General features: G+C 39.7%; 11 protein-coding genes and 1 pseudogene. 7 read left to right on the top strand and 5 right to left on the bottom strand.

Annotated elements, in window-relative coordinates; genetic code table 11:
- Positions 1-243: 243 nt before the first annotated feature.
- The gene (locus tag EL341_RS04570) at positions 244-1,869 is read right to left on the bottom strand and encodes a DNA cytosine methyltransferase (protein WP_126467122.1); all 1,626 of its coding nucleotides are present in this window, start codon (positions 1,867-1,869) and stop codon (positions 244-246) included.
- A 280-nt stretch (positions 1,870-2,149) separates the two neighbouring features.
- On the opposite strand from EL341_RS04570, the gene EL341_RS04565 reads away from it, so the two are divergent.
- Together EL341_RS04565 and EL341_RS04560 are read left to right on the top strand one after the other, a co-directional pair.
- Positions 2,150-3,622 carry an MvaI/BcnI family restriction endonuclease gene (locus tag EL341_RS04565; RefSeq protein ID WP_126467120.1) on the top strand — a complete coding sequence of 491 codons (1,473 nt, stop codon included), beginning with the start codon at positions 2,150-2,152 and terminating at the stop codon, positions 3,620-3,622.
- 295 nt (positions 3,623-3,917) lie between these two features.
- Positions 3,918-5,033, top strand: a pseudogene (locus EL341_RS04560) (IS3 family transposase).
- An 11-nt stretch (positions 5,034-5,044) separates the two neighbouring features.
- On the opposite strand, the gene EL341_RS04555 reads toward EL341_RS04560, so the two are convergent.
- Together EL341_RS04555 and EL341_RS17775 are read right to left on the bottom strand one after the other, a co-directional pair.
- The gene (locus EL341_RS04555; RefSeq protein ID WP_126467118.1) at positions 5,045-5,293 is read right to left on the bottom strand and encodes a hypothetical protein; all 249 of its coding nucleotides are present in this window, start codon (positions 5,291-5,293) and stop codon (positions 5,045-5,047) included.
- A 796-nt stretch (positions 5,294-6,089) separates the two neighbouring features.
- Entirely contained in the window at positions 6,090-6,263 is a 174-nt protein-coding gene (locus tag EL341_RS17775; RefSeq protein ID WP_408634897.1) for a contractile injection system protein, VgrG/Pvc8 family, read from the bottom strand.
- A 99-nt stretch (positions 6,264-6,362) separates the two neighbouring features.
- Between EL341_RS17775 and EL341_RS04545 the strand changes: the two genes are divergently transcribed.
- Positions 6,363-6,917: an HdeD family acid-resistance protein gene (locus tag EL341_RS04545; protein WP_126467114.1), complete on the top strand. Its 555-nt coding sequence runs from the start codon at positions 6,363-6,365 to the stop codon at positions 6,915-6,917.
- A gap of 117 nt (positions 6,918-7,034) precedes the next feature.
- On the top strand, positions 7,035-7,394 hold the full coding sequence (locus EL341_RS04540; RefSeq protein ID WP_074819966.1) for a DUF4186 domain-containing protein: 360 nt from the start codon (positions 7,035-7,037) through the stop codon (positions 7,392-7,394).
- 19 nt (positions 7,395-7,413) lie between these two features.
- Here EL341_RS04540 and EL341_RS04535 read toward each other — a convergent pair whose 3' ends face one another.
- Positions 7,414-8,310, bottom strand: a complete 897-nt coding sequence (locus EL341_RS04535) for an acetamidase/formamidase family protein (RefSeq protein ID WP_126468237.1) — start codon at positions 8,308-8,310, stop codon at positions 7,414-7,416.
- Positions 8,311-8,812: 502 nt separating this feature from the next.
- Here EL341_RS04535 and cfa point away from each other — a divergent pair.
- Positions 8,813-9,964 carry a cyclopropane fatty acyl phospholipid synthase gene (cfa, locus tag EL341_RS04530; protein WP_126467112.1) on the top strand — a complete coding sequence of 384 codons (1,152 nt, stop codon included), beginning with the start codon at positions 8,813-8,815 and terminating at the stop codon, positions 9,962-9,964.
- Between the two features lie 96 nt (positions 9,965-10,060).
- Here cfa and EL341_RS04525 read toward each other — a convergent pair whose 3' ends face one another.
- Complete coding sequence (locus EL341_RS04525; RefSeq protein WP_074820577.1) at positions 10,061-10,966, bottom strand: diaminopimelate dehydrogenase; 906 nt, start codon at positions 10,964-10,966, stop codon at positions 10,061-10,063.
- Between the two features lie 280 nt (positions 10,967-11,246).
- Between EL341_RS04525 and EL341_RS04520 the strand changes: the two genes are divergently transcribed.
- On the top strand, positions 11,247-13,355 hold the full coding sequence (locus EL341_RS04520) for a WG repeat-containing protein (protein ID WP_126467110.1): 2,109 nt from the start codon (positions 11,247-11,249) through the stop codon (positions 13,353-13,355).
- A gap of 198 nt (positions 13,356-13,553) precedes the next feature.
- Entirely contained in the window at positions 13,554-14,882 is a 1,329-nt protein-coding gene (locus EL341_RS04515) for an MATE family efflux transporter (RefSeq protein WP_047780249.1), read from the top strand.

Here is a 14,882-nt window from a genome sequence, read left to right as displayed (position 1 = left end):
GGCGACAAGGCTTTTTCTTTATCTACAGAACCGATATCGAATATTTCTTAATATGTTTTCCCCAAATTATGGATTAAAGCTTCTATATTAACAGTCATAATTAATACAATTCTTGTATGTGTATAATTACCAACTCACTTCTGAAGTAGCTAAGAAAGTTTTCAGTTCTATGTACCAATTAATTGAGCCTGTTGGAATTAAAATATTAGAACTATATTGAATCTCATAATTTACTGTAACTTTTTAATTTAATAGTGAGTTTTCACTTTTTTGTAATTTATTGAGTAATTCGATAATACATTTACCTAATGCTAATCCAAGTAATGGAGGTACAGCATTTCCTACTTGAGTGTATTGAGGGACTTCAAATTTGCGCATTTGCCCCCCAGTTGTTGTCTTAGACCTAAAAACAAAATTGTCTGGAAAAGACTGAATACGCGCCATTTCCCTTACTGTTAAAACCCTTAGCTCTTTTTGGTCATAATGACAAGCATCATCAGGGATAGATAAAGCAGCTGGTGCTGGTGCATTGGCATCTAATGCTTTTTGCGTTTGTTTTTTTGTAGGGTGAGCTTGCAAATAGCGAATAAACTCTGACTTTGATGAGAATTTTCCCATCTGATTGTCTTCTTTTAAATACTCAAAAGTTTTAAGTCTGTCCCATATCGAATCAGTAATTATATTTACATCACCCTTTAAAATATTAAAAACTGCTTTTTTTATATTTGTATCATTACACTGCTGGATCACTTGATATAATCGAAAACGCCGTTGAACATAGGGGCTGTTACTACGATATTCATGATTATAAACTTTATCTCTTTTCTGCAATATTGTTAAAAATGTTTTATTTAATGTTTTAATAAAAGTTGATTGTTTACTCGGTTCATGTATTTTTAAATCATCCAAAGCTTCTTTGACTGAGACAGTTTTATGCTCAACCAAGTGATGTAAAAACGAGGTTTTAAATAATAATAAAGCATTAGGTTTAGTCACATCAAAATAAGGTAAAGAACCAAATATTGCTTTCTTTGGTTCGTTTTGTACTAGATGATAGAAAGTTTTAGATTGTTCAAACAATTTCCGTTCTGCGCTCTCATCCCCAAATGTTTTTTCTAATTGCTCAAAAATATCATAACGTACCGCAATCATAATAAAACGGGGCCTATTTTGGGGAATTCCAACAAATCTGGCATTAACATGCAAACACAACGGGATATATTTTTTAGAGGCAAATACTTTGGCTACTTCAAACCAAGCATGAAATAAATTTCCTTTTTTATCTGAAAATGCTCTTAGAATGCCAGTTACATTTTCTAGGACAGCAATCTTAGGTTGAGTATGTTCAACGAAATTAGCAAATTCCCAAGGTAATGTATTTTTATCACTATCTTTTTCTCTTAAGCCAGCCATACTAAAACTTTGGCAAGGAGGCCCTCCGGAAACCAAATCGACCCCTTCACCATGAAAACCATTTTTGATTGTATTAAGTAACTCTTTATTGCTCTCTAATAACTTATTAAGTTGAATAATATTACCAATAACTAAATTGCCTTTTAATTGCTCAGTATCCTCCGGCAAATCAGTATTATCAAATGAATAAGATGGATACTGGAAAGGGTTTTCTCTTAGACGTTGCAATAAATTTTCAAATTGACTACTAATCCAATAAGCATGCTCAGGTTTCTGATTATCTCTCGCTAATTGCTGAAAATCCTCGTTGAAAAAATTATACGAGAATGTTTCCGCAGCCATAGGGGACAATTCGTTAGCCAATAATAACTCAAAACCTGCCTTATCTAAGCCTAACGATAAGCCGCCACACCCAGCAAATAATTCTATATGATTGAATAAAGAAGAATTTCTCAATTAACACCTATATAAATAAACAGTACCACAACAATGAAATTCATTTTAATCTAAAAAAAGATAAAAGTCCAGGTGATTATTATGTGTTTAGTTGACTTTTTCGAGATGTCTCGATATTCTGAGAAATAAGGCTTAGAGAGAAGCCTTCAGCCCAAGCAAGTAAAGACCCTCCGCGTCCTCTCTGTAATAACTAGTTTCACATTGCACTTTTAACTTATTTATGGGCAGTAAGTTTGGTGCATGTATATGTTTTTGAAACTTCTGTTACAGAGAGGAATACATGTCCAAACAACCCACAATTACGCGTTCACAATATGAACGATTTAAGCAACAAGCTAAAAAATTAAAAAAACAATATAGTCATCTAAGCCAAGATGATGCGCTACAGAGGGTTGCCAAAGAAAATAAATTTGGTAATTGGAAAGCTGTAACGAATGCGTATAAATTAAATCAGAAATTAACTGTTCCTACCCCCGATGTTTCAATGGACTTTGTTCATGATGACGACATTGAATTAAGCGAGGAAGAGGAACTGAACATAAAACATGAACGGCAACAAGATCTTGATGATGACTTAAAATTAAAAGTTATTAATAATAAAAAAGAATTAGCTCAACTTGCTATTGAGTTCTCTATGTTTGAACCGACTATAACTGGTTTAAAAAAGAGTATTTTAGATGCGACACAAACAGTTAGAACACACTTTGAACTTACAAACCTCCATTTCTATGAACAGCAAGGACAAGGTTCCGATGAACATGGCGTAAAGAAAAAGGCTTATTTTCTTACACCTACACAGAGAATTGAATCAAAGGTTAGTTTATATCGACCTAAAGCCAAAAAAGGCGATCCTAGAATGTGGTTCTCCGGCCTAGGTGAATTTGCTTCAGCAGGATCTCAAGTCGCTATTATTGTTTTTAAAGATAGCCTTTATTTATTAAATCTTAGTGAAGTAAATCTTGAAACCGAATTGCAATCTTCAAATATAATAAAGACATTTATAAATGAGTATTTATATGAAAGTAACTCTGTTGCGAACGAACTTTTAGATAAGTTAAGAATATTGGCGAAACAGCCCATTCAAGCAACACATCAAGGTGATACTGCTGTCGGAATGTCTATCGAACATGCATTAGGAATTATAGCCAATTCTAGTAAACTTCCTGATTATAAAGGAATTGAATTAAAATCGGGACGTGGATCATCAAAAAACCGTTCAACATTGTTTGCCCAAGTCGCTCAATGGGAGCTTAGCCCATATAAGAAAAGTGCTGAAATTCTCGATAAATTTGGTTATTTTCGTGAAGAAGACTTTAAGCTTTATTGTACTATAAGTAGCCAGAAGCCAAATAGTCAAAGCCTTATATTCAAAGTTGATAATGATCAGTTACAAGAATGGTCAACGCAAACTGAGAATGGAAAACTAAAATATAAAGAACATATAGCTAGTTGGAGTGGGCATCTTTTAAGACAACGCTTAAAAGAAAAACATGCTGAAACTTTTTGGATTGAGGTATCAAGTACATTTGTTAATGGTATTGAGTATTTTCAATTACTTTCAGTGACTCATACAAAAGCTCCATTATTAAATCAATTAATACCATTAATACAAAATGGCGTGATTACAATGGACCATCTTATTAAACGATCTAGTAAAAACAATAGGGTAAGTGAAAAAGGACCATTATTTAAAATAGATCAAAAAAACTTCGACTTACTATTTCCAGAACCAATGAAATATAAGCTAATTTAGCTCTATCTTTATTATATATAGTATTTATCATATATAAGGTTAAATACTATATAAACTCCTGACACATAAACTGGACTACGAAAGATTCAATCAATTATAAAGTCGTTCAACTCCCAGTAGCAAATCACGAACTAGCGCAGAGATTAAAAACACCAAACCGAAAAGGCTAATTACGTGCATCTAAACATCCAATTGTCTATCAATAAGCACAACATTTGTAAGTACCCCATCAAAACGGCCCATTCACTTTTAGAGATCTTCTGACATACTGGTTATGCCCCCTGAGGAGATCGCCATGCGTAAAATCCGATTCACAAAGCACCAGATAATTGCCGTTCCTAAATCTGTTGAAGCAGAAAGAACGGTGAAGAAAGATGTCTGCCGTGAGGCCGCTATTTCTGAAGCCAGCTATTACAACTGGAAGGCGAAGTATGGCGGTATAGAAGCTGCTGATATCAAAAAAATCAAAGATCTTGAGGATGAGAATCCTCGCCTGAAGCAGCTGTTTGCCGATTTAAATTTAGAATGGCAGACGTTGAAGAACGTCATCAAAAAAAGCTTTAAAACCGGCGATAAAGCGTGAGCTCGTCAATTATCTGACCTCGCAGTTTACGATGAGCATACGCCAAGCATGTAGGACGTTCTCGCTCAGTAGGACAGTATATTTCGTTACCAACCGGATACGCGACGTGATGAACCGGTGATTCAGGCGCTGACTGAAGCAGCTGAGCGTTATCCACGTTACGGATTTAAAAAACTGTTTCAGGTACTTCGCAGGCTGGGGCATGTGCGGAACCATAAACGTGTGCACCGAATTTACTGCCTGTTAAAACTGAATTTCCGTCGTAAAGGTAAGCAACGACCGCCGGTGCGTAATCCGGCTCCGCTGGCAACGCCCGAAACACCCAATCAGAGCTAGACCATTGATTTTATGCACGATGCCTTGTTCTGTAACCGACGTTTTAGAACCTTTAACGTCGTAGATGATTTTAACCGCGAAACTCTGGCCATAGAAATTGACCTGAATATCCCGGCACAGCGCGTCGTCCGGGTACTGGAGCGGATAGTGGCAAACCGAGGATATCCGCTGAAGATGCGGATGGATAACAGACCGGAACTGATATCATTGACGCTGGTGCAATGGGCTGAAGAGCATGGCGTGATGCTAGAATTTATCAAGCCAGATAAGCCGACACAAAACGCGTATATCGAACGGTTTAACCGGACGTACAGGACAGAAATACTGGATTTTTATCTGTTCGGAACGCTGAATGAAGCACGGAAAATCACAGATTGCTGGCTGAATGAATATAACAGCGAGCGACCTCATGAATCCCTGAATAACCTAACATCGGAAGAATACCGGCTAAGGACTGAAAACCCGGAAATCTCAAAAAGTACGTGGAACTAAAACGGATGTACTTACACTTCATTGATATTGTTTCTTAATTTAATAAGAATAATACAATTCCCATCGATCTTATAAGTTTTCTTTTCATCTATCAGTAAGAATACATCATCTGTGTAAAACTCAATAAAACCGACATCATCACAAAATGTTATTTTTATAAAAATGATATTATTATCAGTAGATTTTATTTCTATGTTAGAGATATACAGACAATCAGCTTTATAATGATTTAATTCTTCAATATCAGAAGATAAATTCATATTAAAACTGCTTACTCCATCAAAAATTAGGTTTGCAGGACAAATATGGAAAATGATTTTATCTTTTAACTCAAAGTAATCACTCTATTTTTTATAATCTATATCCAATATTAACTGAGGTTTGATGTATACCTGACTACCATCAAAGTTAAACTTCATCCCACATAATTTATTATCATAAATTGATGTTATGATATTATCTTCCGTAGTTACTATTTTACTCATATTAATATCAATTATTATTCAATTAGGTGGCAACACTACAACTCAAAGACATATTTTTGAAGATAACATCTGAACGATGGATTAAGGGTTCTAATTATTAACTTGATAAGGGCAATGAACCTGTGAGTTCGATTTAGCCCGATAATTTCCTTGGTCATGTTCAAAAAGCATACTATTAAGCTGTTATCCTAATCCCCAGAAAAGATCACATAATTTTTTAAAATACTCCTTTATCTTTTTGCCTAATTTCCCCCTGCAAAAAAACATACTTATTAATAAAGTAACACCAACAATAAAAGCAACCCAAATCGAGATAATTTCAATATTCACCAGAATCCAATAGCCCCTTATTTCATCTATAAAATAGAGTAAAAATCCATTACCGTTCTTATAATATATCAACCTAACTATTTTATTAATGGCATTTTCTTCTTATTTCCCTTCAACCAGCAAAAAACCTTATATCTGAAAGCTTTCTTTTACTTCTCATTTTCTTAAAAATACTCATAATTATGCTAGCCACATACCAAATCATTATTACCTCTAAGTAGGATGTCCAGTATTATATTACTTAATATCTGTAACTCATCCTTAAGTTAATACCCACAGTTAGAGTTAACAACCACAGCTCAGGACGAATGATAAAGGTGTAATGAGTCCGTTTGAAACCGCTGTTACCACGAAAGGCCTGAGAAACGATACCGTTGACCGTTCGTTGAGTCTCACCCTCCCCCTTAACCCCCATTGAAAACTCACTCACTATTTTTAACAAACCGCTATCAAACCACCCTCAGAGGACTATACTGAATAAGAACAAATTGTTTACAAATCAACGGAGGGAAAAATGAATCAAGACGTCATTGGAAAAATATCCCGCAACTGGTGGATATTAGTTGTGTACGGCATCATCGCGATATTATTCAGTATATCCGCCTTGTTCGCACCGTTATCTACGGTGTTAGCCATTGCTTGGGCAATCGGTTTACTTGCTTTAGTTGAAGGGATTATTACCCTGGCCTCATTGTTTACCACCCAAACCAGCATATCCAAAGGTTGGTTGATTTTGTATGCCGTTATTTCGATTATTTTCGGCATCATAACGCTCTATAACCCAGCAATTACCGCCAATGTCATGTTGGTGTTCCTCGCTGTCTGGCTAATCATCGCCGGTATTTATCGGATTATATTTGCGATTCAGGTGCGTAATCAGATTAAAGGCGAGTGGTTAATCATTCTCAGCGGTATTTTGGCTATTTTATTAGGGATTTTGCTGATATCTCAGCCTATTACTGGTTTAATTGTTACCACTATCTGGATTGGTGCAATCGTACTGGTTTATGGACTGTTGCAGCTTTATGCAGGCTTTAAATTACGTAAGTTTAATACGCATACAGCCTAATTAAGCCGTTAATAGCCATACTGATTAAAACCGTATCTTGCTAAGAGCGATACGGTTTTTTATTTTTATCCCCGTTACATTACGCACTTAACTCTCACCCCAACCGTCAGGCCAATCATGTATCAAAACCTCGATCTGTTAATGGCTCAGTTACAGCGTTCTAACTTTCGCGCTAAGTTTTATCTTAATCCTAAAGACGCCGCTTATTTGGTGGATAAAGGGATACCGTTAATTCTTTCTCACGCTCGGGACTTTGTCGAACAACGTCTTGCTCCCGCTTTTCCGGCTAAAGATGGTAAACAAACGCCGTGGAAAGGCCATCCGGTATTTATTGCTCAACACGCTACGGCCACCTGCTGTCGAGGCTGTTTAGAAAAGTGGCATCGTATTGGTAAAGGTCAGCCGCTAACGGAAGAGGAGAAGCAGTATATAGTTAGGGTGATTGAATACTGGCTAGAACATAAAAGACGGGCCTGAATACAGACCCGTGTACCGACTACAGCTTAATGCCCAGTTGCTGAATCACTTGCTGCGGCATAGCAAAACGGCAGGTCTTCAAAGGATCCACTACCTGACAGATTTGCAAATCACCAACAATGCTCATCAAGCTGATGGCATCAGAACGCGTCAAGTTACCCTGTTCCACCAGCAGATTGGTCATATTTTTAGTTGCGCTGGTAACGGCTTCATCCACCGTTAACTCTGAAGCGATGGTGTAAACATACTGCTCATCAATCACCATTGGCAATGGATAACGTTTACCTTTAATCACCTCGACAGAAAGTACCACCTCACCAGCAACCTCCAGTCCACAGCCTGAGACTTCACCATCCCCCATACCGGCATGTAAATCCCCTAACGCCAACAATGCCCCTTCCACATTAACCGGCAGCCATAGAGTTGCTCCTTGACGGATAATTTTGCTATCCATATTGCCACCGTGCTTATCCGGCGTACCGCAGGAAATGGCTTCTCCCTCTGGCGCGACGCCAATCACGCCAATCATTGGTTTGAGTGGAGATTGTATGCCACCGGGTAAATGGGCAAAGCCATCCTGCAAAGGAACGATTTTAACCTCAGCCTGAGTCAGCTCATCACCTAACACGCCCAATTGGGGCATAGTCACCATCACCGCTTGCTTGGCCGTTACGGTAATGGCTTTAATCGTCACTTTCAGTATGTCGCCGGGTTGAGCTCCCTCAATATAAACCGGCCCGGTTGCCGGGTTTATACGGTTCCAATCCAGACCGTTAAACGGCGTATCTTTAGATTCGATCTGATCTTCAAAGCAATCGCAGGTTTGGAAGCAGATATCTGTCTTAGGCGGCACCCGACATACCGGTGGATTGCTGGCAGACATCGCGTAAATCAGCTTTTCCCGGGTAATGGTGATCATGATGAACTCCTGATGTTTTATTTTTTATAATCGGTAAGATAACGTTGCAGGCCGGTTCAGGCAAATAAAAGGAATTTAACCAAACTCTCTGGCTATGTCTCATAGCAAAACGCCTTATCAATTGAAAATTTTTTGCATAAAATGCTAAATCAATCATTCAGCTAATCCGCATCGGCAAAAAAATCCAATCGTGAGCCCAATCACATCTTGAGTCTTCCCTTCAGCAGCCCTATACTGGAAAAGCACTCTTACGTAACATTACTAAAACTTTTTTATCACAAAACGTCTTGCAGGCAATGGATATTGCCCCTGTTCAACTGATGGATCGGTTCACCCGTCTTGGCTACATCTCCCGGGTATTTCTCTTTATTTTTGGCAATTAAACCAATGTGAATGATTCGGTAGTCCACTACTCATCCGGTATTGGCTATCCGTATGCTGACCATGCAGGTCTTATGGCCGCTGATCTCAGCATCCAAAATAAAGTAATGGAGAAACTATGAGCTCACCATGTGTAGAAGACATAACCATTCAAAACAACCCGTGGTACCGCATTATCAGCGAGCTACTGCAAAAAGCAGATATTGAAATTAACGGTCCCCGCCCATTTGATATTGAAGTGCATAATCCTCAGTTTTTTAAACGGGTCTTACAGCAGGGTTCTCTCGGTTTGGGGGAAAGCTACATGGATGGCTGGTGGAGTTGTCAGCGTCTTGATATATTTTTCCAGCGTATTTTGCGGGCCGGGTTAGATAAAAGTATTCCGAACCGCTTCAAAGACCTGCTACGCATCGCCGGTGCCCGCCTGTTTAACCGTCAGTCCAAACGTCGCTCTTGGATGGTGGGTAAAAAACATTACGATTTGGGAAACGATCTGTTCAATCTGATTCTCGATCCCTATATGCAGTATTCCTGTGGTTACTGGAAAGAGGCAGAGACGCTGGAACAGGCACAGCAAGCCAAGCTGAAGATGATTTGTGAAAAACTACAGTTCAAACCAGGTATGAAATTGCTGGATATCGGCTGTGGTTGGGGCGGATTATCAGCCTACGCCGCTCAAAATTATGGGGTTTCCGTGCAGGGTGTCACTATTTCCAAAGAGCAACAAAAGCTAGCGCAACAACGCTGCGGCGAACTGGATGTCGAAATACTGTTGCAGGACTACCGCGATTTACATAATCAGTACGATCGTATTGTATCCGTGGGTATGTTTGAACACATCGGACCTAAAAATTACCAAACCTACTTCAATGTCGTATCTCGTAATCTGAAGCCTAACGGGCTATTTCTGCTACATACTATTGGCTCTAAGCAAACCATGGACAACGTTGATCCCTGGATCAATAAATATATCTTTCCCAACGGTTGCTTACCGTCCATCGCTAATATCGCTCAAACCAGTGAACGGCTATTTGTTATGGAAGACTTACACAATTTTGGCGCTGATTACGATCGCACCCTGATGATATGGTATAAGCGCTTTATGCAAGGATGGAATCAGATTGCAGATCGCTATGATGAGCGTTTTAAACGCATGTTCTGCTATTACCTGAACGCCTGTGCCGGTGCTTTTCGCGCTCGAGATATCCAACTTTGGCAGATTATGTTTAGTCCCAAGGGGGTTGAGGGTGGATTACGGGTTCCTCGTTAAATGCAAAACCGCTTAGATTTAATAAAGATAAAAAACCCGCAATTCTCGACAGAAAATCCCGGGTTTTTCTTTTAGTGATTCCACTATAAAACGGTGTTACACCAACCGTTCAATCAGCTTGTCTGTCTCGCCCTGTAAGAAATGAATTGGGGCAACTTCAATCACCGTATAAGCGCCAGCTGGCAGCTTAGTGGTTGCCCGTGCAGCAGATACTAAAAACTGCGAGGTCAATGCCGGGTTATTAATACGCATTGAGTATTCAAACATTTGATTCTGCGTGGCACCAGAAACCCCTTTATGGGTTAAGTGAACGCCGTGCCCCATATCTTTCAGGCTATCGATACAGTCAACCTGCTTAACGTGCGTTTCATCAGACGCAAAATAATCATCAGCCTTTAAGGTGCGTTCAACGGTCGCAAAATCAGCCCCTGCTTCCAGCTCAATATAGACTAATCGACGATGGATACCCGTTCCCAGCGGTACAGTAATCGACAAAGCATCTTTTACACCTTTAATCGATTTTGCTGCCACTGAGTGACCCATGCTCATGCCCGGGCCAAAGTTGGTGTAGGTAATGCCTTTCGGTGCCATCGCCAGCATCAAGGTACGGATAATAGAGTCTGAACCCGGATCCCAACCAGCAGCAACAATCGAAACAGCATTGTGTGTTTTGGCAATCGGCGCCAGCGTATTCTTCAAATCCACAATTTGAGAGTGAACGTCAAAACTATCAACGGTATTAATGCCCTTGGCCAGAATCTGCTGAGCAATCTCTTTAATTGCCCGCGTTGGCGAACAGAGAATCGCTACATCAACATTCTCTAACTTATCAATAGAATCAACCACCTGATAAGCGGCCAGTTCGGCTGCAACAGGACCAGCACTGCGCCGAATAATGCCGGCTATTTCAAAATCCTCAGCCGCATTCAGCGCCTCAATAGCATAACGCCCTATATTTCCGTAGCCGACAACGGCTGCTCTAATTTTCTTAGTCACAATCATCCCTATTTTATTGATAATTTTTAACACTAATACCCTATTCTTCTAATAAATGGCAGTTTATCAGAAGAAAAAAATCATTGTTCATCCATTGGCAATACTTTCAGATGAAACCTAAAACCATGATACGCCAACTTCGTTTTCCTGAATAATTATTAATTTTAATTCAAGCAGTTGGCTTATTAATTTTATGCTAATCTTCCGCCGTCGGTAATAACAATCAAGAACGTCTCCTTGCGTTTTATTCTATATTCACAGAGCACTGCTCTGTGGACCGACCTTGATGTCTGAACCATTGAATACGTCTACGGAAGAAATTATGTTTAATCAGTTGATATTTCTTATAACATTAGCATTTAGCCTGTCGCTTCCTGCCTCAGGGTTGGCTAATACTCAGGATGAAGTCTATTTTGTTGAAAAAATGGATATCAACAACAGATACAAAAACACTGCTGAAAATTTAAGCGAAAATGCACAAAAAACTAACGTTGAGCATAAGTCTGAGGCCATAAATCACACCACAGTCAAACCGCTTAACGAACAAGCACCAAAGATCCAACCGATACCAATAATGAATGACACCTGCAGTTCGGTTGACTGTTCAACAACATTTCTACGGATGTCCGTTAATAGCACTAGCGGTAAATCGACGGATACTCAGCACGTCCAGTTCGACATGAATCAACCGTATATTGACTATTCTCAAGGGAAAAAAACCATAGAAACCCTGGGGATTCAGGACTTTGTTGGACAACTCACCCATCAGAACACGCTGTCAATAAAATTACCGGTAGGTCAAAGTATTCGTGAGCAAAAATCCGGAACTTACTATCGCTGGTTTGATAGTGTCTATATCGATATTGAAGATGAAACTACCCATGTTTATCACAGTAATAATGACGATCTCTGTCTAATTAGCACCATTAGTGAGAAATCATTATTCGACTTTGATAGTTGGCTATCTGAGCAAACTGACACGCCCGAGGCGGTTATTTATCGCGAAAATAACGGTGCTATTTATTACAATACGCAGGGGCAGTTAACCGCTTTTTATTATACCTACAGCCAGGAAGCCAAGCGCTATACCTTTGCTGAAACCAGCATCCCAGACCATAACGACATGGCTGATATCGCCAAAAAATATGCCGTACTACGTACCTTATCGCCAGAAAATACCGGTACCTTATTTAATATTAGCGCGGCAGAGATAGAACCCACACAGTTCAAGCAACGTTATGGTTCTCTGTATAATATTCAGAATTTGGAACAACGACTACGGCAAGAAATCACCAAGAGCCTGCAACTAACGCATTTATTAGTACAGAACAATACGTATAGCCAATTTAGCTATAGTCATTTTCCCTTGTCGGAAATGAGCTACGCCACCATAAAAGTCAGTAAAGGGGATATCAATGCCGCCCAGCAAGTCATTATTGATAGATTGTCTACCGAGTATAATCATGACCGTTATAAACTGATTTATCGCTCACAGGATGCGCTGGTCATCGAGGATAAAGCGTATTACAACAACTATCACAGTTACTATTTCATATATGATAGCGGGCTCACCTATCAGATAAAATTCGATCCTGGTTACGACGATAGTTCACTCTATGCCCACATAGACTTTATTCATTCCTTGAGGTTGCTTTCTCCGATTCAGGCCAATCCCTATTCAAGCCAATTTATCGCCGATCATCTCTACCGCTATTACCGAGTAGAGCCCGTACAAGGTACCCCCGATAACCTTCAACATTATAAAATATTTACCGCTAACGGCGATATTAGCGGGATCATTGATGCCACAGGAAAAATGATTATACCGGCTAAATATCGTCAAGTACGTCCAACTCGCTCGGGATATCTGGTCACCAACCAAATGAACCAGCAAGGATTTATTAGTTATCAAGGAGAACAATTGCTGGATGACATTTACGAAAAGATCAGTGACTACAAAAATGGTCTGCTTTTCGTGGCGCATAGAAGTCAGGGACTGGTCTACAAAGGCCTATACGATAGTTATCAACAACGACTCGTTTATCCGATCGAATATATTGACATTCAGCCAGTGACCCAAGGAGCTGACACTTTAACTCTGCGTAAAATTATTCCCACCAGCATTGAACGGGATAATCAAAACCGGATTACCGGTTATAACAGCTTAATTGGCCTAGGTGATATTCGGGGAAAAATACTACAGCCGTGTGTTTACGAGTGGCTCTCCTACGATAAGCGATTTAACGCCATACTAGTCAAAAAGAAAAATGACGATAAATTTGGCACAATTAAGCTGGATGGCACCATTTCAACATCGGTCAAACATGATAGCTACCAACAATCCAGAAACAATAACGAGATCTATTTTATGAAAACCAACGCCATGATCAGGTAACAATCAATATAAAAAGTATCTATATTTCGCCCTTGTCATGAATGACCGGGGCGAAAATCATTAATTTTAATAAAAACTGACGCGAATAGAGACTATTCGCTGAATAATGATACAATACGCCAGGTTCCATACCCCTTCTTACTGATTTCAACGTCCATTTTGACGTTATCTGATAATACAAAGTATTAGGATTTTTTAATGCATCACCATGATGTTACAGAGCGCTCATTGTTTTCTCTGAGCTGGCCGATCTTTATCGATCTGTTTTTACACTTTTCAACGCTGTTGATTAATACCTATATGGTCAGTCAGGTATCTAAATCCTATTTAGCCGCCATGGGAGTGGGTAATCAAGTATTTGACCTGTGTATTACTATTTTCAGTTTTATCAGCGTTGGCTGTAGCGTGGTTATCGCTCAATATCTGGGTGCTCGCCAAATGGACATGGCTAAAAAAGCCATCCATATTTCTATTGCGTTTAACTTTTTGCTTGGGCTGTTCTGCGCCACGACCATTTTCTTCTTTGGTTATAAAGCGCTGAATATTATGAACATGCCTGAACACCTCATGGAAGATGGTTTTGACTATCTGCATATTCTCGGCATTTGTCTGATTTTTGAAGCCGTCTCACTGATTTTAGCCGCTTGTTTACGGGTATATGGTAAATCTCAAGTGGCAATGTATGTCACCTTAATCGTTAACCTGATTACCATTGTCGGCAATATTCTGGTGCTATACGTGTTCGATTTAGGTCTGGTTGGTGTGGCTTGGTCTACGGTATTTGGCCGTATCATTTGCGTCATCCTCTTGGCCTGCTTGCTGAACTACGGTTTACGTATCCGATTAGAAATAAAAGAATTTTTTAACTGGTCAAAAGACTTATTAGGAAAGATTTTGCATATCGGCTTACCCGCCGCCGGCGAAAATATGGTGTGGATCCTGCAATACATGACCGCACTGGCCTTTATCGGTCTGATGGGAGAAACCGCCTTGGCAGCCCAGACGCTTTACTTCCAGCTAGCCCTGTTTGTGATGTTGTTTGGTATTTCCGTGAGCATTGGTAATGAGATATTTGTCGGTCACTTGGTTGGCGCCAAGCGCTTTGAAGATGCCTACCGTCAAACATTCCGCAGCCTGAAACTCGGGGTTGGCGTTACTGTGATTGTGGTCGCCGTATTCTGGCTGATGGATATGAACATTATGCATTTTCTCTCCAAAGATGCCGGTATCATTGACATGCTGTTGCCACTATTCTTACTCTCGGTATTTTTAGAGCCGGGACGGACGCTGAATATTGTCATGGTCAATGCGCTACGTGCTTCTGGTGATGCCAAATTCCCGTTGTATACGGCCATGTTCTTTATGTGGTGCGTTTCCATTCCCATTGGCTATTATCTGGGTATCAAGATGGAAATGGGCATTATCGGTATCTGGATTGGCTTTGCCTGTGATGAATGGCTACGTGGTCTGACTAATACCTGGCGCTGGAAATCAAAAAAATGGCAGGCTAAGCGCCTGGATATATAG

The sequence above is a fragment of the Pragia fontium genome (assembly GCF_900638655.1).
Taxonomy (GTDB): Bacteria; Pseudomonadota; Gammaproteobacteria; order Enterobacterales; family Enterobacteriaceae; genus Pragia; species Pragia fontium.
This window is presented reverse-complemented; position numbering and strand designations above follow the sequence as displayed.